We start from the raw sequence: 22958 nt of genomic DNA, 5'->3' as shown, positions 1-22958 counted from the left end.
TTTTATGCCCTCACCGGGTTGATGTCTTTTTTTGAATACTCGCTGATCTGCCATGTCTGATGCCCCTGTGAACCTTAAAACTACACTTAACAGCAAAGCGCCGCAACTGGCTCTGATCATGATTACCATGCTGTGGGGCGGTACCTTTGTGGCAGTCAAGCTGGCGCTGAATTATGCCAGCCCGATGTTTTTTGTCGGCTGCCGTTTTGCCGCCGCTGCACTGGCGGTCGCGCTGATTTCACTGCCGCATTTACGCGCTGTGCAAGCCAAAGAACTCTGGGCCGGTGCATTGATTGGGGCCAGCCTGACCGTTGGTTATGGTACGCAAACCGTGGGGCTGCAAACCATTAGCAGTAGTGAATCGGCATTTTTAACCGCATTATATGTGCCGCTGGTGCCGATCTTACTGTGGCTGCTGTTCCGGAAACGGCTGCATATCATGATCTGGCTGGGCGCTAGCTGTGCCTTTATCGGGCTGGTTTTACTGACCGGCAATGGTTTGGGGCAGCTACAGCTGAGTTTTGGTCAGCTGATTACCCTGCTCGGCGCCATTGCGATTGCACTGGAAATTATCCTGATCAGCCATTTTGCCGGACGGGTCAATCTGCAACGGGTCACGGTGATTCAACTGCTGTTCGCCTCCCTGTTTGCCTTTCTTGCCATGCCACTGGTCGGTGAGCAGCAACTACCACAATTTTCCTGGATGCTGCTGCTCTTGGCGGGCGGTTTAGGTCTGGCCAGTGCACTGGTTCAGCTGGTGATGAACTGGGCACAGCGTGCAGTCAGCCCTGCACAGGCGGCAATTATTTATGCTGGCGAACCGGTATGGGCGTCGCTGTTTGGCCGTCTGGCCGGCGAGCGTTTACCGTTTATGGCTTTGGTCGGTGGTTTTCTGGTGGTGCTGGGCGTGATTATCAGTGAATGGAAACCAAAATTTCTGCGTCAGAAACAGCAGCACACGCCATCAGCGAGCGATCTTCCGGACTAAATTTTGGGAAGATCGGTCTGATGATTCAGATATTTAAGAATACATCGGCTCATTATCATTCAGGCGCATAATACCGCGAATAGCCCGATAGACAATCCACAGCCAAGACAGGCCAATCACCGCCAGACAGAAGGCCGAAGCACCAAAAATGACCTGGGCAAAGCGGTTCGGGTCTTCATCAATAAAGAAAATAAAAAAGAACGGCACAAAGGCCACAATATTCCAGAATAGATACCACCAGAAGCTGCGAATTTGCCAAGTAAAGTGGCTTTCAAAAATCGAACCGCGTACCGCGCCGCGTTTTACATAATTGATGATTAGCGCGACGATTGCCAGCAAGCCGGCACTAAAAATCGCCACGATATACATAAGGTACAGAATAAAAGTCAGACTACGATTCGGGTCACGGTCAATGGAAGTATTCATATTGTTGTCCTGCACTCCCCGCCCCGCTATGCTCAGAGCGTCAACAGATTAAAAGGAGAAATAAACCATAAAATCAAAAGAATATTTAAGCCAATTGTACAAAAATAAATTTTACGAAAAGGTTGTTTTTGTGTTTTATGTCGCATTTTTTCCTGTGCCAGCCAGGCCGCCGGCCAGCCCCCCAGAGCCGAAACCAGATGCAGGCTCTGTTCCGGAATCCGGCGGTGACCGAGTTGGGCCGCTTCCTTGTCTTGTGCATACAGCCAATAGCTGAGTGCATTCATCAGGCTGATCAATAACAGCAGCAGGCCGTGCAATAAACCGGTCAGGGTCAGTACCGCCAGCACGAGAATATAGGCCACACACAGGATTTGCATGGCCGGACGTTTGGCCGCAGGACGCTGCCGCGGCTTGCTCACCACATCAGCACGCGGCTTGACCTGCGAGGCTTTTAAATACACCACCTGCTGGGCCCGATAGCGGCCGCGTTCATCTAAAATGACCTGATAATCCAGTGCACAACCGACAATCGGGCGCGGCCCCGGACGGGCAAAATCCTTGATATGCAAAAATACGCGGTCTTTGTCCGGATCATTGGGCTGAATAAAGCCATAGCCCTTGTCATCAAACCATTCAATTAACCGGCCCTGATCGCGCATTTCCCTACCCTTTATGTTTAAGCTGTGACGAACTTTAAGCGTTCAATCAACATATTACGCATCTCGAGCGGATTTTTCTGCAAAATTGCGTCACCGCTGCGTCCTTGCAAAGCATTTTTTTGTGCCACCTGTAAACGCATCATCCAGAAACGGCCAGCAGCCATTGCCAGATACAGCTCCAGACAGGCTTTTTCATCTTCGGTTAAAGGACGAATGCGGTCATAGGCTTTTAAAAAGGCCATGGCTTTGTCTTCATTCAGGCTGACCTGCGGATACTCGGTACAGAAGTCATTTAAGGTAATGGCAATATCAAACAGCCATTCATCCTGATTCAGCTCATAAAAATCCAGAATGCCCTGCAGCTGATCGCCTTCAAACAGGGTATTGTCGCGGAATAAATCGGAATGGATAAACCCTTTTGGACGGTCCGGATAAATCGCGGTAAGCGCTTCATACAGCCCCAGCAATTTGCTGAGCAGAACTTTATCGGCCTCGCTCAAGCTGGGTTTAATTTCCTGGGATACCGCCAGCCAGTACGCATGATCGCGGACAAAAGCGCGTTTTAAAGGAAAATCTTTTAAGGCCACATGCATTTTGGCCTGTGCCACGGCAATGGCTTCCACCTGAGCGATGCTGGCTGGCATTGGATGCTCGCCGATTAAACGCGGCGCAATCTGGGCCGGTTTCTGTTTAATCGAGTGGATGGCCTTGCCAGCATAACTGAGCGGCACCGCCACAGCTAAACCTGCCTCACCCAAATGTTCCAGTACCGGCACCAGTTCACCGGCTGCCTGTTCATCCATGTCTTCAAACACGGTCAACACATAGTGTGTACCGTCCTGAGCCACCAAAAAGTAATTGGTATTTTGAATACCGCCTTGAATCGGAATCAGATCGACCACCTCAAGTCCATAAGGGGCTGCAAAATCCTGAACTTCCTTTAAAGTCAAAGGCGTATAAACCGACATAGAAAACCTGCGAAAAATCTTACATAAGTTTGATAGAATAGCGTGTCCATCTGCCAAGGTGTAGCGCTTGTGTGGGTGAGTTTCATAATCAGCTGAAATGACTGGAAAAAATTATGCTTGCTAAACGTATTATTCCTTGCCTAGACGTAGATAACGGCCGCGTGGTGAAAGGTGTGCAATTTCTGGATATTCGTGATGCAGGTGATCCGGTTGAAGTGGCGCGTCGTTATAACGAACAGGGCGCTGATGAAATCACCTTTTTAGATATTACCGCTACCCATCATGGCCGTGACACCACCTACCGTACCGTTGAGCGTATGGCAGAAACCGTGTTTGTTCCACTGACTGTGGGCGGCGGCGTGCGTAAGGTCGAAGATATCCGTTTATTACTGAATGCCGGTGCCGACAAGGTCAGCATTAACTCGGCTGCGGTGTTTAATCCGGAATTTGTGCAGGAAGCCTCACAACGTTTTGGCGCACAATGTATTGTGGTGGCGATTGATGCCAAAAAAACCGGCGACAACAAATGGGAAATTTTCACCCACGGTGGCCGCAAACCGACCGGGATTGATGCAATTGAATGGGCCGTGAAAATGGCTGATTACGGCGCGGGTGAACTGCTAATTACCTCTATGGATGCCGATGGTACCAAAGCCGGTTATGACCTGGCACTAATGCGAACCATTAATGACCACGTCAATATTCCAACCATTGCTTCTGGCGGTGTTGGCAATTTACAGCATCTGGCAGACGGAATTTTACAAGGCGGCGCCGATGCAGTTCTGGCGGCCTCAATTTTCCACTTTGGTCAGCACACCATTCCGGAAGCCAAGCAATACTTGGCGGCACAAGGTATTGAAATGCGCCTTTAAGCCCGCTGGCTCAAAAATTTCAGAACTGAAAAAGAGTGTAGTCATACACTCTTTTTTTATGCGGCAAAGCAAAACAAATAAAAAATGAAGATAAAAAAAAGGAGTCCTGAAGACTCCCTATAAACCAAGAATTGCTACAGCGCTTGGCATTAAAACGTACATATTTCAACAGAATCACCTTCGATGTAGGCAGAAGTTCTGCCGCTATCTTCAGCTTCTTTACTATAGAAAACTTCCCTGAACAGATATTGACCATCAACGCCAATTTTATTGACAATTCACGACAACAGCTTACAAAGCAGTTGTTTTCAATCAGTTTTATTTGATCTCTATCACATAATTGATCCAGTATTATTGTTCCGCGAATATACTGACTTTGGGCCAATCAACGATGAATTTGCTCAGCAGATAAACAACCCTCTCATTAACTGGCTTTAGGTAGTGGCTCAAGATCTGGGGATGGCTTTTCATTCCGGTCGACCCATTTGGCCGGGAAGAATTTTTCCGCGCCGCGGTTTAACAGTGCTGACAGCGGCTGTGGCAAGGCAATCCCGAGCGGATTCTGCTCCTGCAAATCGGGTGAAGATATAACCCGGGTGCCCAGAATATAGTCAAACCAGGGCTTGGTCACACACCAATTGGCATCCTGATTGCTGTTCATATGATGGTCATAGTGCCAGGGAATTTTTGTTCTGGCCCACTCTGGCTCCAAATGGGCACGGCGGTGAATATAGTAATAATTCAGGGCGCTATACATGCTGCCGGCCATCATGCCTTTGGAAATCGGGAAGAACACCAGCCCAAACACACCCGCGGCAGCAGCCAGCGAGATAATCTCGTTTTTATTGCGCCAGTGCGACCAGCCAATCACATAGCTTTCATCATTAAACTGATTTTTCCGCACCTCACGATGATGCTCCCAATGCGAACGCATACTGCGTGGCACCGGACTGTGACGCGGCTGCCCCGGCCGATGGGTACCATGTAATACATATTTATGTGCCACCCGTTCAAAGGCATTGGCCACCAATAAACCTGCAATAAATCCTTTTAACATGCTCCAGTCCTCCTGTGCTTTTCCTTCACTATAAGCGTCGGCACAGGCTAGATATTGACGGAAAAATTGAATATGATTGACAAATCACGACAAGAATAAAATGACAAGCTATGCAACGGATAAAGGATTATACCGGCTCGATTTATGGCGGCTTGGCCCAGTTGCTGTACGACTTTTATCAAGCACAACAGCTGCCGGTTCCAGAAAAATTACAGCAGGTTCAACATCAGGAACGTTTTGATTATATTCTCTGGCGCGACTTGCTGACCGAACTGGAACAGCAGCTACAGCGTCCGGCGTTGGGACTGGAAATTGCCGCACTGGTGCAGCCCAAACATCTGGGCATTATTGCCTATATTGCCCTGTCCTGTGACAATCTGGGCGAAGCGTTGCAACGCTATCATGACTTTCACCGGCTGGTCTACGACGGCAGTCCGTTACAGGTGGAAGTGCAAGGTAATTATCTCTCCATTCGCTGGGCTGACCTGCCGCCGACCATGACCACGCAACTGACCAATGAAATTGCCATTGCGCTGATGGTGGAGTTCCTGAAACATTTTATGGAGTTTCAGGATATTTGCCTGCATGAAGTACATTTCCAGAATCCGGCGCCACGGCATGTGGCGCTGTATGAGCAGTATTTTCATTGCAAGGTACGTTTTTCCCAGGAAAAAACCCAGGTGCTAATGCCGTTGCAGGAGCTGTCCAAACCCTTTTATCAGGGGGATCAGACCTTACAGCATTTATTGCTCCAACAGGCCAAGGCTCTGCTGGAAAAACTGCCAAATTCCACCCAGATTGACCACCGTTTACAGCAGGCGATTCTGACCGGTTTACAACGCAATATGTACCAGATTGAACATATTGCCCAGCAGCTGAATTTGTCAGTACGGCAGTTACAACGGCATTTACAGCAGCAAGGCACCACCTATCAACAACGGATTCAGGAAGTACGCTGCTTACTGGCCGAACAATATTTAAAAGATCCACATTTAAGCCTACAGGAAATTGCCCTGCTGCTCGGCTATTCGGAACAGAGTGCCTTTCAGCGTGCCTTTAAACAATGGACCCAGCACACGCCACAGCAATGGCGTCAGAACAACTTAATCAATCTTTCATCTTTTTAGTTTAATTTGAAGCGTATAAAAAAAGAGTATTTTACAAAAATAGTGTGATATATTTCACACTTTATAATTTTCATCACATAAATAAAATTCTGAAGACATGAAAATGAATAAATATTGTGCAGAATTTCTGGGGACCTTCTGGCTGGTATTCGGCGGCTGTGGTAGTGCCGTGCTGGCTGCAGCCTTCCCCTGAACTGGGCATTGGCTTTGTTGGCGTATCGATTGCCTTTGGTTTAACCGTTTTAACCGCGGCCTATGCCGTGGGGCATATTTCAGGCGGTCACTTTAACCCGGCGGTGAGTCTGGGCTTATGGGCCGGCGGCCGTTTTGAAGCCAAAGAACTGCTCCCGTATATCGTTGCCCAGGTATTGGGTGCTGTCGTCGCGGCCTGGATTTTATACCTGATTGTCCAGGGTCAGGCCGGTTTTAGCGGCACCGGTGGTTTTGCCAGCAATGGTTTTGGTGAATTATCCCCGGGGCAATATTCACTCGTTTCAGCGCTGATCATTGAAATTGTCTTAACCGCCTTTTTCCTGATTATTATTTTAGGCGCTACCGATCAGCGTGCGCCGGCCGGTTTTGCGCCAATTGCAATTGGTCTGGCCTTAACCCTGATTCACTTAATCAGTATTCCGGTCACCAACACCTCAGTCAACCCGGCCCGTAGTACCGGTGTAGCGTTCTTTGCAGAAACTGCCGCCTTAAGCCAGCTCTGGTTATTCTGGGTTGCACCAATGATTGGTGCGGTAATTGGCGCGGTGATTTATAAAGTGGTTGGCAAGAAGGACTAATCTTGCTGCACGTCCTACAAGCTCACTTCGGTGGGCTTTTTTATATTTTAAATGAACAGTTTATTAGTTAGAGCGTAAAAACCCTGTCCTCTAAGACAGGAAGAATGTCAAAGAAAAGGATTTTCGATTTCCCGTACTTCGGTACGCTGGACTTTTTCAGGCAGATTTGGCTCTTTTTCCAGAGCCGCAACCACCTCATTCAGCAGTGCCTGCAAGGCTTTAGCCGCAGCCAGACCCGCCTGGTCCTTGGTGAGCTGTAAATTGCCATAGACATTCACGCAGTCCAGATCATTCTCGACAGTCAGATCATGAATGGCATGAGATTCTGTCCCATGTTGAAACGGTTTAAACATACCCACCTCGGCCGTAATGCTGGTTGTTGTGGCAGGATCAATTGCTCATCCTGCCGTTTATATGTGCTGATCAGCTTTTATTCATTAACTGTAAGATATAGTGCAACAAGGCCTCAATCAACTGCTTAATGATGGCATCCTGGGTTTCGGCATCCAAGGTTGTACCACTGGCAGTGGCCGTGCTACCTCCCGATTTAAACTGACGCTGTAAGGCCTGTAGCTGCTCCGGAGCAACATCTTCAGCACACTGGCTTTCTGCATCCCAATGCGAATATTCCAGTGGTTTATTGGCTTTTACCGCGTTGGCGGTCAGCGGCAATTTATAGGTATTGCGTTTTTGCTCTTCGGTCAGCTGCGGAAACAGGTTAATGCCCAACTGTTCTTCTAAATAACAGACGCTGACCACTTTGACCTGCAGGGAATTGTCATTCGGTGCATAGTAGGCGCCAATTGCGCCGGTTTTAGGTAAGTAAATGGCTTTATACACCGAGGTTGGAACAATCACCCCATTACCAATCGCTTTCAGTTTTTTGCCACTAAAAGTCGGCCCGGTGATGACATACACATCCTGTTTATGCTTGGTCACCAGCGCACGGGTGGCTTCTTCCAGTTCACGCCAGACCTGCTGATTATTCTTCGGCGCTTGTGGCACCATATTGGCCAGCGAGAAGCTGTCGTATTGTGCCGCTTTATTGGACATATCGGCATTTGGCGCCATATGTCCGCGGTCATAGCCTGAACCGCGATAATCCGCCAAGGTCGCGCGGTGCTGCTCTTTCACCCGCTCTTCTTCATGGAAACTGTCTTCACGGGGAATTTTCTGGCTTAAACGCGCCGGGGTCAGACTTTCAGCCACCCACAGCGGGGTTTTGGACACGCCGGAATACATCACGTTAAAACCATTAAAGCACAGCGGATAACTGTCTTTGCGCAGACTGTCTTTAATTAAATACGGCGGCACATCACGGTAAAATTGTTCCAGACAGGCACTATTCGAAGTGCTTGGTGTCAAGGACATCCACTGGCTGATTTTTTCCTGTCCAAAGGCAATCGCGAAACTGCCAGCGGCCACCACACCTAAAACAACTTTTAAACTTCCTTGATGAAAAAAGGGAAAGAGAGGCGGATTTGTACTGCGCTTTTTTCTGGCCATTACACTGCTAAAAACTATAAGAATCACATATTGGCCGAGCTTAACAAGGGGTCTGCAGCTTGTATATGTTCTGGCTGTTGTTCGCTTAACAATTAGACAATAAACCGCTGTACAGGCGGTGACTGTGTAACAGTCTGTCAGAGTTTTAACACAGTTTATGATAAGTCTGGATGGCTTTCAGTGTGCTGCGTTGTGTCAGGCCAGTGTTATATGCCAAGGTAGTTCACGAAAAAATCGTGTGATAAAAATTTGATGGAGGAATCTATGTATTCCAAATTACTGGGTGCCGGCCTGATTACCGGTTTAATGAGTGCAACTGCCTTTGCCGAACCTCCCATTCAACCGGGTGATACCCTGGAAAGCTTATCGAAAGCCAAAGTGGTGACCACGGTTAATGGTCAGCCGGGTTCATTGCAGGATATCGTGGCCAGCGGTCAGGTGCGCATTGTCTCTGAAGCCAATCCGCAAGTGGTTCAGCCGATGCCGACCAATCCGCAGCTGGATGTGATTCCGGCAGATGCACCCGCCCAGGTACCAGGCCATGATGCTCCGGTACAAGCGGTTGCACCCGATGCATCAGCGCTGACCTCACAACCGGTACCGGCTGGCCAGTCAACTGATCCGTTGGCCCAGGGCGCACAGCCTATTACTGAACCACCCGCAGCAGAGTTGACTGCACCTGCAGCGGAAGCCGCCCAGAATGCAGCACCCATGATGGATTCCTCAGCTGAAGCGCCGGTGAATGGTATAGAAGCCGAAACCGATGTTACCCAGGAAGCCTTAGCCGCTGCACCAGAAGCAGCACCAATGGCAGACCCTGCTATTCAGGCCGCACCTGAAGCTGATGCTGAGCAGATGCAAGCGCCTGTTCAAGCCCTACCTGAAGCACCAAGCCTGAATGAAGCCAATTAAAGACCCATTTTAGGCTTTTATCCTCCAAAAAAACCAGAGCTATGCTCTGGTTTTTTTATTGCAGTTGCGTTGAGACCACGCCGTTGCATCAGATCTGGATTTGACTGCCCAGCTCCACAACCCGGTTGGTCGGAATCTGGTAGAAGTCACTGACCGGACTGGTATTGCGCTGCATCGAAATAAACAGCTTTTCCCGCCACGGTGCCATGCCTTCGCCGACTGTGCTGATAATGCGTTCACGTGAAATAAAGAAGCTCATTTGCATCATGTCGAATTCAAAGCCCAATTCATCATAGGCCTGCTTTAACGCGCGCGGAATATTCGGCTGATCTTTAAAACCGTAATAGATAAAAATCCGGTAAAAACGTTCATCTAGCCGTTCAATCTGCACCCGCTCTTCTTGCGGCACATACGGAATATCGCGCGTCACCACCGTCACCATAATATTGCGCTCATGCAACACCTTATTGTGCTTGATGTTATGCAGCATCGCATGTGGCACGATATTCGGCGTACCAGTCAAGAATACCGCTTCGCCCGGCACAAATTTGGTGTCATTGCCCATGCTGATACTTTTAATAAACAGCTCAATCGGCAAGGCATCTTTTTCCAGATGATGAATCAGCAAGGCACGGCCATCTTTCCAGGTCATCAGGAGGGTAAATACAATGGCACCAATTAAAATTGGTACCCAGCCACCGGCGACAATTTTCAGTGAGGTTGAACCGACAAAAATCAGATCCAGAATTAAAAAAGGCAGTGCAAACAGCAGCACTTTCCACACCGGCCAGCGCCAGAAACCATAGGCCAGAATGGAAATTAAAATGGTGCCGCAGAGCATGGTCATGGTCACCGCTACGCCATAGGCACTGGCCAGATTGGCACTGTTTTCAAACAGCAGAATCAGAATCACCACCGATACAAACAGTACCCAGTTAATGAACGGTAGATAAATCTGGCCCTGTTCCACTTCTGAGGTATGTTTGACCGATAAACGCGGCAAATAACGCAGCTGAATAGCCTGATTGACCATCGAAAATACGCCAGTAATCACCGCCTGTGAGGCAATCACCGCCGCAGCCGTGGCCAGCGCAATCATCGGATACAGACCCCAGTCCGGCACCAGCAGATAGAAAGGATTGGTAATCGCGTCCGGATCACGCAGCAACAAGGCGCCCTGTCCGGCGTAATTCAATAACAGACATGGCAGCACAATCACAAACCAGGCCATCCGGATCGGCAAGCGGCCAAAATGCCCCATATCGGCATAAATCGCTTCACCACCGGTCATGGTCAAAATGACTGCACCCATGGTTAAAAAGGCCACATAAGGCTGTTTCAGCACAAAGTTAATGGCCCAGTGCGGGCTGATCATCGCCAGCACATACGGCGTCTGGATAATACTCCACAGCCCCACCCCGCCAATCGACAGGAACCAGAGCAGGGTCAACGGCCCAAAGAAGGTGCCCATGATGCCAGTGCCATGACGCTGTACCAGAAACAGTCCAGCCAGAATCCCGATAGATAAGGGAATCAGCCACTGGTTAAACATCGGGGTGGCAATACTCAGCCCTTCAATCGCCGACAGCACCGAAATGGCCGGGGTAATAATCCCATCACCAAAAAACAGCGATGCACCAATAAAGCCCAGTGCAATCAGGTAGATTTTCTTCTGTTCGGAAATACGGGTGGTACGCAGGTTTAAGGCCAGCAGCGACATAATCCCGCCTTCGCCGTTGTTGTCTGCGCGCATGATGATGGTGACGTATTTAAAGCTGATGGTCAGCATCATGCACCAGAAGATCAGCGATAAAATCCCCAGAACACTGCCTTCAGAAATGGCCAGATGTGCGGTCAGGAAACATTGACGCAAGGCATAGAGTGGACTCGTTCCAATGTCACCAAAAACTACGCCCAGTGCCGCGAGGGTAATCACAGGCAGGGCGGCTTTTTTTGCAGTACTTTGCATAGAATGTCTTCATGGATAGACCGTATTTTTGCGCATAATAGCACCAGCCCAAAAGTTTTTCCGCAAATCAATTGTTTCAGCTTGGCAGAGTGACTTTTTTTGGGTATTATCCACGGCCTATGGTGAGGTGTCCGAGTGGCTGAAGGAGCACGCCTGGAAAGTGTGTATACGTTGACGCGTATCGAGGGTTCGAATCCCTCTCTCACCGCCAGAATGTTTAAAAAGACTCAAATTGTAAAATTTGGGTCTTTTTTTATGCTTCGATTTTTCTGCTTTTTCAAAATTATTTAATTCCAGACAGTGAAATTATCTGCTTGTTTCTGGATTAGATTTTAAAATAACAACAGTACTTTTATTTTTTTGAATTTAAAAACTTGAGCCTGAATACATCCGCTAAGTTTTAAATTCATCAGCTTTTGAATTTAAATTTATAGTTGAAAAAGCAGAGCATCTATCGCATCTGCTTCCCTAAAATTTAAATGGATGGTCAAGTTTTTAACACAGATAAAATAGGAAACCTGAGATAGACTTTTTCTATCAAATTCAAAACTATATTGATAAATTCATTGACTTGAAGCGCTTATTTTTCCAGCACCATCTCGAGCTTTGCTGAAAATAGCATCAACTTTTCTGACTCCCCGTTCATCTCTTGGGTTGTTAAGCATGATCTTCGGGTTATGCCATCCTGCCCGCATATATGTGAAAGTTACAGCCTGCCACAGTTCCAACCTGTTTTTAAACCACAGATGTCAACAAAAAGTCATCATCTCATGCTAAAACAGTAAAAAGTGGCATAGAATTCGCAAGCTTTGCAGCAGCAAGCATTGTGCTATGTTAAACACAGACCTAAACAGAACAAGGAGAACAATAGGCAAAATAAACAACTGTTTAAAACTATTAACTTAAAAAATATTCTTCATTTAATCGTGCCAAAAAAGATGTTTAAAGCCAATCAGTCAAAAAACTGCTATTCGGGAGCGAGCATGAATAACAGCGCAAATTATGTCAAACAAATTAAAAATGCCAAACGTGGTGGTTATACCCCCACCATCGCCAAAGACCTCAATCGACATAAAATTCAAAAAGCCCTTAAACTTATTGAGCAGTGGAGATCTCTCGCCAACGAACTCAAACCACAAATGCAACTCGATATGGCTTTTACCCTTGAAGAATGTGCACAAGATTTAGACCGTATTTTAAGGAGCAAGTAGCACGCCTCTGCGGCACTTAACCCCCTTTATTTTAAATTCAAAACAATAGCTCGCCCTGAACGTGAGCTATTGTTGTCTTGAGCAGAAACTTGCCTCTTCCACGATGTTTAAGCGCGAAAACAAGAGCTGGATAAAAATAAAACAGCGCCTGTCGCCTACTTTTAATTGCTTATTTTTTCGCTTGCGCCCGAATTAAAAATCTGTAAAATGCAACTCCACAATGCCGGCATAGCTCAGTTGGTAGAGCAACTGACTTGTAATCAGTAGGTCCACAGTTCGAATCCGTGTGCCGGCACCATTTTCTTAGGCTCGCTATTTTAGTGGGCCTTTGTTGTTTTTATGGCGCTATTTTTTCTGCTTTATTGCGTGTGTGCGGTCACTTGCACATATCTCACCAAGCCATCTTTATATAAACGTCGGCACAGCTTTGCGGTCATGGCAATCTTGATCCGGTCCAGACCTGGACTGTGCTGCGGCCAGTGCAGCTGCTGGATATATTCGGCAAATCTGTTTAACACTGGTGCAGATAAATCTTCAATCTGAATCTGGGTAAAACCGCGTTCCTGCAAACACTGCTCCAGTTGTACTGCGGTTTTCAGTTCCGGCAACGACACATCCGCCGCCTTTAATAAAGCGCGATAAGAATGCTGTTGTAATGTATTTGATTTTAAAAACTGCGGTGACAATATCAGGGTGTGAAAACCCAGACGGCCTTTTGAATTTAAAACCGGTTGCACGGCATCCAGAAATGAATTCAAAGCATGATGATAGGCCGCATCAATACACAGCACCACATCAAATGGCGCCAGAGGTATGAGATTTTTTAAATTTAAAAAAGACTGCGCATAGATGGGCAGCTCTGGCCAGCGCGCTTGAATCTGCTCGACACAGGTCGTTTGCAGTTCAACGGCGGTAATATTTGAGAGTTGATAATGCTGTTGCCAGTGCAACAGGCTGGCGCCCTGTCCACAGCCTAAATCGAGCAGCCGATCTGTGGATTGCAACTGAACGGCTTCGGCCAAATGATCGGCCAGCTGCTGGCACGCCGCCGGATAGTCCTGTGCAGATGAGTGCCAGTAGCCCAGATTGCTCCAGGGCAACTCGGCAGGATCTCCCAAAAGCGCTGCATTGATTGCATATTTATGGGAAGGAGCCTGTCGAAAAATTGCCTGAAGCCAGCGCATAGATTAATAGCCGAGTTGGGGAGCAACCTCTACTTTAGGTTTTAAGCCCACAAACGGCAACGGTGCACCAAAAATTTCTGCAATATGCATGGCTGAAGTCACGGCTGATTCTAAAATTGGCAAGCCGTCACATGACCATGAACCACAGAAGAACACCTTGCGATCAGCGACTTTATGACGCTGTTGCAATTCTTTGTTCAGTGCCACGGTTTTTGAATCCACCACCGCACGGGTCAGGGTGACAGAAGAAATGACTTTCTTCGGATCAATAGGCGTGACCGGACGCCAGGTCTGGAACACCGGCGTTTTACCGACCAGCGATGGCTCAATCGAGTTTAGCCAGACAGTAAATTGCTGACGGGTAAACTTGCGGTCCATCATATAGCTCAGTACCGACCAGTCTTTGCGTTTTGGCGGCATCACTGTGCTATCGGTATGAATCACCAGTTCGCCCTGTTCAAACTTGAACTGCTTTAACAAGGCAATATCTTCGGCAAACTGTTCACGATCGAGGAAGTTCTCGATATTGGTAGTTGGGGTGGCCACCACCACACGGTCAAATACCGCAGTTTCGCCTTCGGCATTTTTGACATAGACCTGATCATCTTGCTGGCTAATATGGGTGATGGGTGAACCACTCTTGATATGAATACCTTCAATCAGCTTATTCACCAGCGCCGGAGTGCCACCCTGAATACGCAACAGCGCATCACCATCGGTCAATTGACGCAAGAAGGTCAACAGCGGCTTCGCTGGCCATTCGCCAATGGTTTTCGGGTTACAGGTACAGATGGTGTACAACACCGGCATTACCGCGCCATGCCAGAACACTTCTTCAATTTCATTCTGGTTGATGAACTCAGCCAGGGTAATGTCCTGATTCTTCGACCGGAAGAATTTGGCAATTGCCGTTTTTAACTGCAACATGCCTTTAACCAGACGCCAGCCGTATTGCTGCAAGCCTTTACGGTTATTGATAATCGGGAAATTCCCGATACGCGTACGCGAGGTGGTTAACCAGGTTTCGGTCCGGTCTTCAAATAACCAGCTACAGGCCATATAGGTCCGTACCGGGAAGGTCGGAATACCCAGATAGGTGGCTAAACTGAGCGTGTTTTTCCACAAATGCGGATTCATGACCCGCAGCGGTGCGTCAATTAAACCGCCTTCAAACTCAGTACTGTGGCTGTCCATTCCACGTCCAGGCAGAGCTTCAAAAATTGTAATGTTATGCCCTGCATCTTTAAGAATTCTTGCGGTAGCTAGCCCAGCCATGCCACTACCGATGACTGCAATATCCAAAACGTCTTATCCGTTAATGAAAACATTGACCGAAATTATGAACCATGCCTTGCCAAAATGAGCTATTAAAAACTACCAGATTCACCCTTTTTACAAAGTGTAATAAAGTTCTAAAATGCCACTTCTGTTACATTTTTTAACGTATTTTCAAGCCCCGTGTAAATATAAGAAATACCTGAAATTTTATTTATTAATTTTTAAAAATCATTTAAAAACAATAGGTATAAATTAACCAGTTTTAGAATAGTTGTTTTACAAAGTGCGTGCTTTCCGCTAGTATACGCTCCACACAAGAATGACAACCACATCACATAAAATCATTACAGATAATGATACAAATGAGATAAAACAAGAAACTTAACAGCGCAATAACAAGAAAGCCTCTGATTTTTATCAGAGGCTTTTTTCTTTTCGCAGCAGGATCGCTGAATGCTTAGCTTTGCGGCGGAATTTGGCCAAACTTACCAGAATGAAAGTCCTCAAAGGCCTGAATAATTTCCTGTTTGCTGTTCATCACAAAAGGACCATGGCCTTGAATTGGCTCATTTAATGGCTCACCGGTCAGAATTAAAAACTGTGTTTCCTGCTGCGCCTGCAACTGAATGGTCGGCTCGGCATCGCGGGCAAACATCACGATAGAACTGTCCTGCACCTGTTGATTGCCATTCACCAGCAGCTCACCTTTTAGCACCACCAGCAGGACATTGTGAGTCACCGGGACATGCACAAAGGTTTGCGCATCTTTATGCAAGCTACCATCCCAGACATTGACCGGACTAAAGGTCTGTGCCGGCCCGGTGTGACCTAAATAGTTCCCGGCAATCACCCGGAGGTGTCCGGCGGCATCGTCCAGTTCAATTCGGGGAATATCGGCAGCGGCAATGGCCTGATAACGCGGTGCGGTCATTTTGTCTTTGGCTGGCAAATTGACCCAGAGCTGGACCATTTCAAACAGTCCACCGGCTTCGGCAAAATCGGCAGAATGAAACTCTTCATGCACCACGCCGGCACCGGCTGTCATCCACTGCACATCACCCGTCTGAATGGTGCCCCCGCCACCGGCCGAATCTTGATGGGTGACGGCGCCCTGATAGGCCAGAGTCACGGTTTCAAAGCCACGATGCGGATGTGAACCCACACCACGCTGCGCTGTCGTTGCCTCAAACGGATAAGGCGCAGCATAGTCGAGCATTAAAAACGGGCTGATGGCCTGACCTAAACGGTCATAAGCAAACAGGTTCTGTACCGGAAAACCATCACCGACCCAGTGCATGTTTTTGTTTCGATATAAACCAATTATTTTTTTCATACTGTCCTGCGCCTGCAAGGAGAATTGATCGTTTCATGTTAAGCCTTTGTAGTGCGGCCAGCTAGCGCAAATCTGGCATACTGCATTGCAAGAATAGAATCATCCGGGCGTATCCGGATTCTGCTGGTTTCTGTTTCAACAGACAAAAAAAATCCAGAACCGGAGTTCTGGATTTTCATCAGAAGATGAATACAACTGGATTAGATTTTACCGACCAGGTCGATTGACGGTGCAAGCGTTGCTTCACCTTCTTTCCATTTTGCCGGGCAAACTTCACCTGGGTGTGCATGGACATATTGCGCTGCTTTGACTTTACGTAGCAGTTCCTGGGCATCACGGCCGATACCGCCAGCGTTAATTTCAACAATCTGGATGGTACCTTCTGGGTCAATTACGAAGGTCCCACGGTCAGCCAGACCTTCAGCTTCAATTAACACTTCAAAGTTTTTTGCCAGAGTCCAGGTTGGATCACCAATCAGTGGATACTGGATTTTGCCAATCACGTCTGAAGTATCGTGCCAGGCTTTATGGGTGAAGTGGGTATCGGTTGATACACCATAAATTTCAACACCCATTTTCTGGAATTCAGCATAATGATCAGCCAGATCGCCTAATTCGGTTGGACAGACAAAGGTAAAGTCTGCAGGATAGAAAAACACCACCGACCATTTACCCATCATGTCCTGCTCAGACACTTCAATGAATTGACCATTCTGGTAAGCAGTAGCGTTAAAGGCTTTCACTTGGGTATTGATTAAACTCATTCTGTATTCCTCAGTGCGTTGTGGGGATTGCTTATCTTGTGAAACTAGAATACAAAACTGAGATAAATCGGTAAAACAGTACTTTTTTATAAAAATAATCGGAAATATAGATCTAAATATTCTGTCTCAATTGAAGTTTTTATCGTTTTCTTCAATTGATCGATCCTACTTTTCACACAGGCAATAAAAAACCCTTTGTCAAAACAAAGGGTTTTTATTTATTTTCTGCTTTAGATGATGGCCTTAAAAAGTATATACATACCAAATTATAATTAATATATATATATTTCAAAAACTTAATGAATTATGTATTGTATTTTGTAAAAATTCAATAAAAAATACTTAAAAATTTACACTTTTTATCTCACTGAAATTTAGTGTTAATTCGGAAGCTATGAAAAATAAATATACTAAACTGGAACATAAGCCTGAGCTAAACGCTTTTCTGTAGATGCTTGTGTTGTGTAAAAACGCTCTTAGATGGCATATACAAAATTCTTTAAGGACTCTTCGTCTGTAATCGTGTATTTACCATTTGCATCCATAGGTAAGCCCAAGGTTTGGATATAGCTATGTAAGTTTTTTTTAACTTGAGGGCTATACGCATTGTAAGTATCTAATGCTTTAGCAATATTCTTACGATTTGGAATGCCTACTTTATCTACAGTATATGAGGGGTGGTAATCCTCCCATAAATAACCGAAGTTAAAAGTAGAGGTTAAGCAGCCATTAGAGGTGGCCTTCCTTTGTTTGCTTGGTGTGGTCTTTCATGGTTGTAATGCCACAACCAGTTTGTTGCATAATCTTGTACTTCATCCAAAGTATCAAATAAATGCTTGCTCAGCCAACTATAACGTATGGTCCGATTATAGCGTTCAATATACGCATTCTGCTGTGGCTTACCCGGTTGAATATATTCAATACGAATACCGTGCTCAGTAGCCCAGCGCACAAATTCGTGACTGATAAATTCGGGACCATTATAGCATCGGATCACTAACGGTTTTTCTCTCCACTCCAGCAATTGATTCAACGTACGAATAACCCTGATTGTGGGCAATGAGAACCCTGCTTCAATGGCTAGGCCTTCGCGGCGGTAATCATCAATCACATTCAATAATCGAAACTTGCGACCATCGGAAAGCTGATCATGCATAAAATCTAATGACCAAACCTGATTTTCTCGGATTGGTTCCTTCAATGGTTCAGGCGCATGCCGTTTTAGTCTTCTTCTCGGTTTAATACGCAGATTCAGTGCCAACTCACAGTAAATGCGGTAAACCCGCTTGTGATTCCAGCAGCAACTCTCAACATGCCGTAAATACGAGAAGCACAAACCAAAGCCCCAATCGGAATTTTCCTCAGTGAGTTCAATGAGCTGTTCAGCAATGAGTGCATTGTCATCGCTGAGTTTGGCTTGATAGCGGTAGCAGGTTTCACTAATGCCAAATGCTTTACAAGCCAAACGAATACTAATGGCATGCTGGGCAACTGCCTGTTGTGCCATCTTACGCCGGCAAGATGGCTTTACCCTTGCGCAGCAGTGCTGCTCATTGCCATCGCTTCCTGGATGATTTCGGCCTTTAATCGCTCTTCCGCATACATCTTTTTAAGTCTGGTATTTTCGGCTTCTAGCTCTTTCAGTCGAGCCATTAATGATGTATCCATACCACCATATTTGGCACGCCATTTATAAAAGGTAGCATTACTCATGCCGTGTTCACGGCAAAGGGTCGCTACAGGTGTGCCAGATTCTGCCTGTTTCAAGATGGACATGATCTGACTGTCAGTAAATTTAGATGTTTTCATGCAGAATCTCCTGCTCGTATCTTAAGAGAAAATTCTACTTTTAGATCCTATTATTTTTAGGGGGGATTACCGAAATACTTGATGATGACTAATTGAAAGTGATTACATAAAAAAAGCCTAGAATGAGTCTAGGCTTCAGATTGATTAGCAAAATCGTTTTATTAAAAATAAATATCAATACTTAAAATTTATATGTCAGTGCCATATAAAAATTAGTGAGTCCACTTTTATCAACTAATGGCCCATCTTGAACTTTACTTGGTAAAAACTTTTGCATTGCTACACCACTTAATTTGACTTTATCTGTCAGTGCATAACTTGCACCTAAAGATACATGTGGAATAAAGACATGATTTGGTTTATATGCTGCAACACCACGAGCAACTTCACTGTCTAAAATACCATAATAATAATTTGCTCTTTTATCCGATAGCCAATCTACTCCAGCATTTGGCATAAGAGTGACTTTAGGATTTATTCTCCAGAAGTATTGATAATTAAAGCGAAGTTCTGCTCCTTCACTAGCACCACCAACATCATTGACAGCTTGTAGTGAAAATAAGCCATAAGGTAGTCGTACAATACTTTCTAAACCTAAATCTACACTACGATCACGATCTTCTAATTGTGATTTACTAATATTTTTAGCAGCTAATTTTTCTGTGCTTAAGTCATCGACATCTAAATTCATCATATTGATGTTAGCAATCGCATTTACGGTAAGAAGTTTATCTTTGTAGAGTTCTACACCTGCATATAAACCACGAATAAAAAAATCCTCAGTTTCATATGAAATCACAGGTATAGGAGTGATTTCAGTTTTTTCCCCTACATATATACCGTTACTACCAACTGCACCTATGCCTAAACTTAAACCTTGAGGTTTACTGATTTGTCCTTTTTGTTGTCTATCTTCAGCAGCAAAAGTAGCCATAGGAATGCATAAAATTATAGTAAATCCGAGCTTTTTAAGCATATTTTACTCATTGTTTCATAAAAACTTATTCAATATACACGGTAAGGTAATAAAGAAAATGTGAATTTACTGGCTCAATTACGTTTTTTTTAAGCATATAACTAATAGCTTATCCAACAATATAGTTAATGATATTTTAAAAGCTTCTTAGTTGGTTCAAAATTTGAGTTGTTTACTCCATTTAACTTATGTTTAACATAATGGTTGTTATACGCAATAAAAATGTTAGAACCCATTCAAAATGTCTATATTCTCACCAATAAAAATGTCTAGTTTATGATGGTTTTTATCACCATGGACTGGATATAAATATAGATGCTGATCACTATGTCTGACAAAGAAATTCAACGGCTTGCAGTTCTGCAAGACGTTCGAGATCAACGTATTACCCAAGTCCGTGCTGCTGAAATCCTCAATCTTTCAACCCGTCAAATTACCCGGTTATTGCAGAAGCTCAATCAAGATGGTGTCTCAGGTATGGCACATGCCAGTCGTGGTCAACCTGGCCATCGTCGCCATGATGACTTGTTAAAATCAAAGTGCCTTTCCATTATTGCTGAACATTTGCTGGGTTTTGGACCCACCTTGGCGCATGAGAAGCTCAGCAGCATGTTTGACCTGAATATCCCGGTAGAAACGCTTCGGCGCTGGATGACGGCCAATGACCTGTGGATTCCTCGATCCAAGCGCCTGAAGCGTCCATATCAGCCACGTTATAACCGTGATTGCTTCGGTGAACTGATTCAGATTGATGGCTCATATCATGACTGGTTCGAAGGACGCGCTGCTAAGTGCTGTTTATTGGTGTATATCGATGATGCTACTGGCAAGCTGTTGCATTTGCGCTTTTGTGAGGCGGAAACGACCTTTGACTATATGCTTTCAACCCGAGCCTACATTGAGCAATACGGCAAGCCCTTGGCCTTTTATAGCGATAAACACTCGGTATTTAGAGTCAACCAGAAATCCAGGCAAGACAGCCAGATCACGCAATTTGGGCGGATTCTGAATGAGTTAAACATTGATATTATCTTCGCCAATTCACCCCAGGCCAAAGGTCGCGTAGAGCGAGCGAATAGAACCCTTCAGGACCGTTTGATCAAGGAGATGCGTCTGGAAGGTATCAGCTCGATTGAGCAAGCTAATGCCTGGTTGCCCTGCTTTATTGAGCAGTTCAATCAGAAGTTCGCCAAATGTGCGCGAAACTCAAAGAACCTGCATCGACCATTAACCGAATCTGATCTTGAACTGGATGATATTTTTACCTGGCAGGAACCGCGTAAGGTCACCAAGAACCTGACGATTACCTATGACAAATGTATTTATCTGCTTGAACCGACAGAGCTGAATCATAAGCTTGCTGGGCAATACATTTCATTTCTGGAGTATCCGGATGGCACTGTGGCCCTCATGCATGAAGGACGAAAGCTCAACTACAGCATCTTCAATAAATTGGCTGGGCTGCAGCAAAATGAGATTGTTGAGAATAAACGGTTAGGTTCAGTCCTGGCGCATATCCAGCAACAACATGAAGAATTGGAGAAACAGAATAAACGTTCCCGTGCCAAGAAAAGTATGCCGAGCCGTAAAGCTCAGAAAGCTGTTATTGAACAAAGAAATTTAAATCCTGTGCTTGACTCTTGTGGTTAAAAACAGGACATTTTAAATGGTTTTTCGCATAGACATTTTAATTGGTGAATAACAAAAAAAACCTGGGCACCAACCCAGGTCTAAAATTTAAAAAACAGATAAATATCAGTGCAATAAACTCATTTTTCTAATTTCGCATAACGTGTATTATATTAATTTTAGAGATATTTAATAGCTGGGAGTAATATGCCTAAACAGCCAGAGTGGGTAATACAGGGTAAAAGCATCAAACAATTAATTAAAGAATTAGAATCTTTCGAGGATCAAAACTTATTAGTTGAGATATCTTTTGATGATGGAGAAACATCTAAACCTATAAGCTTAGTTGGTAAAATTGACGGAAAATGTATGCTACTAAACTGTGAAAACTCAACAGAGTAACTCCTCTATTTAATATAATGGTTGTTGTACGAAATCAAAAATCCTAGACACTGGTCTAGGTTTTAAAATTTAAAAAATATATAAAAATCAGTATAATAAACTCATTTTTAGAGCTTCATATAACGTGTATTATGTTAATTTTAGAGAAATTAAATAAAAAATATGAGTGACGCCAATAAAATTCAATTTAAAGTCGAATTAGAATTATATTTGAAATCCCCAGAAGAAATTCAAAAATGGGCTTTAGATACTTTAGAAATTAATCCTTCAGATGAGCTAGCTTTAGAAGTATGTTTTTTAGCGGATCTTCAAGAGGTTATTGAGTATTTTAAAAAGATACATATCACTGATCTTGATATAAATACGAGAAATAATGTAATCCATTCATTACTGAATGAGTATGTTCTTAGTCACCTTACTTCCATTCGGTCAAAAGAGGCTATTTATCCTTTTTTTCAAAAAATTACTTTAATTTCAAAATATTTAGAAGATAAAAATTTGAATAATTTACTCATTTCATATGATGATGAATTATATTTAGCACTAGAAAATTATTCGTCATTAGAACCTATGGAAGTATTTCATAACTTTATAAATGAGCTTCAAAAATGGCAAGAACAAACCTCTATTTAACATAATGGCGATTATACGCAATACATTTGTATATTAATATAAATATCAGATACTTATTCAAAGCATAAAAATCTAAAAACCATAAAAAAGCCGATTTTGAAACAAGTCGGCTTTTTTATGAGCGGTTTTGATAGTTCTTGCCAATAAATTTGTTTAAAAAGTAGTCGATTTTGCGATTTTTTAAATTTTATCAATGCTTGAATGCTTAAAATTATCCACATTTTTTGTGAATAAAATTTAGGCTATTTTGTACGCCTGGGCTTACGTAAATTCTGGTTCTTTACGGCTGTCCAGGAGAGGTGAATTTTCCTATGATGAAGCCATAGAGAACAGGATGTTCCAAACAACAAGAATAAGAAAGATCGCACCAGGAACGTGAGGTAAGACAGGAGTCATACTTAGCAACCCAATATGAAAAACCCCGGCAGGATGCCGGGGTTTTTTATTGCCTATCCTTTCTCATT

20 protein-coding genes, 2 tRNA genes and 2 pseudogenes are annotated in these 22958 nt (G+C 44.7%); 11 read left to right on the top strand and 13 right to left on the bottom strand.

The features are described 5' to 3' along the window. The first annotated feature begins 52 nt into the window (after window positions 1-52). The gene (locus P253_RS09470) at window positions 53-988 is read left to right on the top strand and encodes a DMT family transporter (protein ID WP_005180595.1); all 936 of its coding nucleotides are present in this window, start codon (window positions 53-55) and stop codon (window positions 986-988) included. A 33-nt stretch (window positions 989-1021) separates the two neighbouring features. On the opposite strand, the gene P253_RS09465 is transcribed toward P253_RS09470, so the two are convergent. The 3 genes from P253_RS09465 to P253_RS09455 are packed head-to-tail and all read right to left on the bottom strand — an operon-like array spanning window position 1022 to window position 3041. Further along, complete coding sequence (locus P253_RS09465; protein WP_016658422.1) at window positions 1022-1414, bottom strand: DUF4870 family protein; 393 nt, start codon at window positions 1412-1414, stop codon at window positions 1022-1024. 32 nt (window positions 1415-1446) lie between these two features. Then, on the bottom strand, window positions 1447-2073 hold the full coding sequence (locus P253_RS09460; protein ID WP_005180601.1) for a DUF1294 domain-containing protein: 627 nt from the start codon (window positions 2071-2073) through the stop codon (window positions 1447-1449). Window positions 2074-2090: 17 nt separating this feature from the next. Next, window positions 2091-3041 carry a homoserine kinase gene (locus tag P253_RS09455; RefSeq protein ID WP_016658421.1) on the bottom strand — a complete coding sequence of 317 codons (951 nt, stop codon included), beginning with the start codon at window positions 3039-3041 and terminating at the stop codon, window positions 2091-2093. Window positions 3042-3154: 113 nt separating this feature from the next. On the opposite strand from P253_RS09455, the gene hisF reads away from it, so the two are divergent. After that, window positions 3155-3913 carry an imidazole glycerol phosphate synthase subunit HisF gene (gene hisF, locus P253_RS09450; RefSeq protein WP_005180605.1) on the top strand — a complete coding sequence of 253 codons (759 nt, stop codon included), beginning with the start codon at window positions 3155-3157 and terminating at the stop codon, window positions 3911-3913. A 424-nt stretch (window positions 3914-4337) separates the two neighbouring features. Here the strand turns inward: hisF and P253_RS09445 are convergent, their stop codons facing one another. Further along, the gene (locus tag P253_RS09445) at window positions 4338-4970 is read right to left on the bottom strand and encodes a sterol desaturase family protein (RefSeq protein WP_016658420.1); all 633 of its coding nucleotides are present in this window, start codon (window positions 4968-4970) and stop codon (window positions 4338-4340) included. Window positions 4971-5080: 110 nt separating this feature from the next. Between P253_RS09445 and P253_RS09440 the strand changes: the two genes are divergently transcribed. Beyond that, the gene (locus P253_RS09440) at window positions 5081-6097 is read left to right on the top strand and encodes an AraC family transcriptional regulator (protein WP_005180609.1); all 1017 of its coding nucleotides are present in this window, start codon (window positions 5081-5083) and stop codon (window positions 6095-6097) included. 103 nt (window positions 6098-6200) lie between these two features. Further along, a pseudogene (aqpZ, locus tag P253_RS09435) lies at window positions 6201-6888 on the top strand (aquaporin Z). Between the two features lie 107 nt (window positions 6889-6995). On the opposite strand, the gene P253_RS09430 reads toward aqpZ, so the two are convergent. Next, entirely contained in the window at window positions 6996-7241 is a 246-nt protein-coding gene (locus tag P253_RS09430; protein ID WP_005180612.1) for a hypothetical protein, read from the bottom strand. Window positions 7242-7311: 70 nt separating this feature from the next. Beyond that, window positions 7312-8394 (bottom strand): DNA/RNA non-specific endonuclease, encoded by a 1083-nt coding sequence (locus tag P253_RS09425; protein WP_016658418.1) that lies wholly within the window; start codon window positions 8392-8394, stop codon window positions 7312-7314. Window positions 8395-8658: 264 nt separating this feature from the next. Here P253_RS09425 and P253_RS09420 point away from each other — a divergent pair, with 264 nt between their 5' ends. Further along, window positions 8659-9306, top strand: coding sequence for a hypothetical protein (locus P253_RS09420; RefSeq protein WP_016658417.1), 648 nt, complete (start codon window positions 8659-8661; stop codon window positions 9304-9306). Between the two features lie 88 nt (window positions 9307-9394). On the opposite strand, the gene P253_RS09415 is transcribed toward P253_RS09420, so the two are convergent. After that, window positions 9395-11275 (bottom strand): potassium transporter Kup, encoded by a 1881-nt coding sequence (locus P253_RS09415; protein WP_016658416.1) that lies wholly within the window; start codon window positions 11273-11275, stop codon window positions 9395-9397. Between the two features lie 121 nt (window positions 11276-11396). Here P253_RS09415 and P253_RS09410 point away from each other — a divergent pair. The 3 genes from P253_RS09410 to P253_RS09400 all read left to right on the top strand — a co-directional run bounded on the left by P253_RS09410 (window position 11397) and on the right by P253_RS09400 (window position 12784). Continuing rightward, a tRNA-Ser gene (locus P253_RS09410) sits at window positions 11397-11486 on the top strand. 772 nt (window positions 11487-12258) lie between these two features. Then, window positions 12259-12486 carry a hypothetical protein gene (locus tag P253_RS09405; protein WP_005180651.1) on the top strand — a complete coding sequence of 76 codons (228 nt, stop codon included), beginning with the start codon at window positions 12259-12261 and terminating at the stop codon, window positions 12484-12486. Window positions 12487-12708: 222 nt separating this feature from the next. Beyond that, window positions 12709-12784, top strand: a tRNA-Thr gene (locus P253_RS09400). A gap of 61 nt (window positions 12785-12845) precedes the next feature. Here the strand turns inward: P253_RS09400 and P253_RS09395 are convergent. The 6 genes and pseudogenes from P253_RS09395 to P253_RS09365 form a co-directional block, all read right to left on the bottom strand. Beyond that, a complete protein-coding gene (locus tag P253_RS09395; protein WP_005180656.1) occupies window positions 12846-13670 on the bottom strand; it encodes an SAM-dependent methyltransferase in 825 nt (274 codons plus the stop codon). 3 nt (window positions 13671-13673) lie between these two features. Further along, a complete protein-coding gene (locus P253_RS09390; RefSeq protein ID WP_034598019.1) occupies window positions 13674-14972 on the bottom strand; it encodes an FAD-dependent oxidoreductase in 1299 nt (432 codons plus the stop codon). 433 nt (window positions 14973-15405) lie between these two features. Then, window positions 15406-16281: a pirin family protein gene (locus P253_RS09385; protein WP_016658415.1), complete on the bottom strand. Its 876-nt coding sequence runs from the start codon at window positions 16279-16281 to the stop codon at window positions 15406-15408. A 200-nt stretch (window positions 16282-16481) separates the two neighbouring features. Then, entirely contained in the window at window positions 16482-17045 is a 564-nt protein-coding gene (gene ahpC, locus P253_RS09380; protein WP_016658414.1) for an alkyl hydroperoxide reductase subunit C, read from the bottom strand. 718 nt (window positions 17046-17763) lie between these two features. Further along, a pseudogene (locus P253_RS09375) lies at window positions 17764-18854 on the bottom strand (IS3 family transposase). 181 nt (window positions 18855-19035) lie between these two features. Further along, window positions 19036-19830: a MipA/OmpV family protein gene (locus P253_RS09365; protein WP_016658412.1), complete on the bottom strand. Its 795-nt coding sequence runs from the start codon at window positions 19828-19830 to the stop codon at window positions 19036-19038. Window positions 19831-20145: 315 nt separating this feature from the next. Here P253_RS09365 and P253_RS09360 point away from each other — a divergent pair, with 315 nt between their 5' ends. From P253_RS09360 to P253_RS09350, 3 genes are all read left to right on the top strand, one after another. Further along, entirely contained in the window at window positions 20146-21480 is a 1335-nt protein-coding gene (locus tag P253_RS09360; RefSeq protein WP_016658153.1) for an ISNCY family transposase, read from the top strand. 186 nt (window positions 21481-21666) lie between these two features. Further along, the gene (locus P253_RS09355) at window positions 21667-21861 is read left to right on the top strand and encodes a hypothetical protein (protein WP_004811689.1); all 195 of its coding nucleotides are present in this window, start codon (window positions 21667-21669) and stop codon (window positions 21859-21861) included. A 162-nt stretch (window positions 21862-22023) separates the two neighbouring features. Beyond that, the gene (locus P253_RS09350; protein WP_016658411.1) at window positions 22024-22494 is read left to right on the top strand and encodes a hypothetical protein; all 471 of its coding nucleotides are present in this window, start codon (window positions 22024-22026) and stop codon (window positions 22492-22494) included. Window positions 22495-22958: the final 464 nt, after the last annotated feature.

Source organism: Acinetobacter indicus CIP 110367 (genome assembly GCF_000488255.1).
In the GTDB taxonomy this organism is placed as follows: Bacteria; Pseudomonadota; Gammaproteobacteria; order Pseudomonadales; family Moraxellaceae; genus Acinetobacter; species Acinetobacter indicus.
This window is presented reverse-complemented; position numbering and strand designations above follow the sequence as displayed.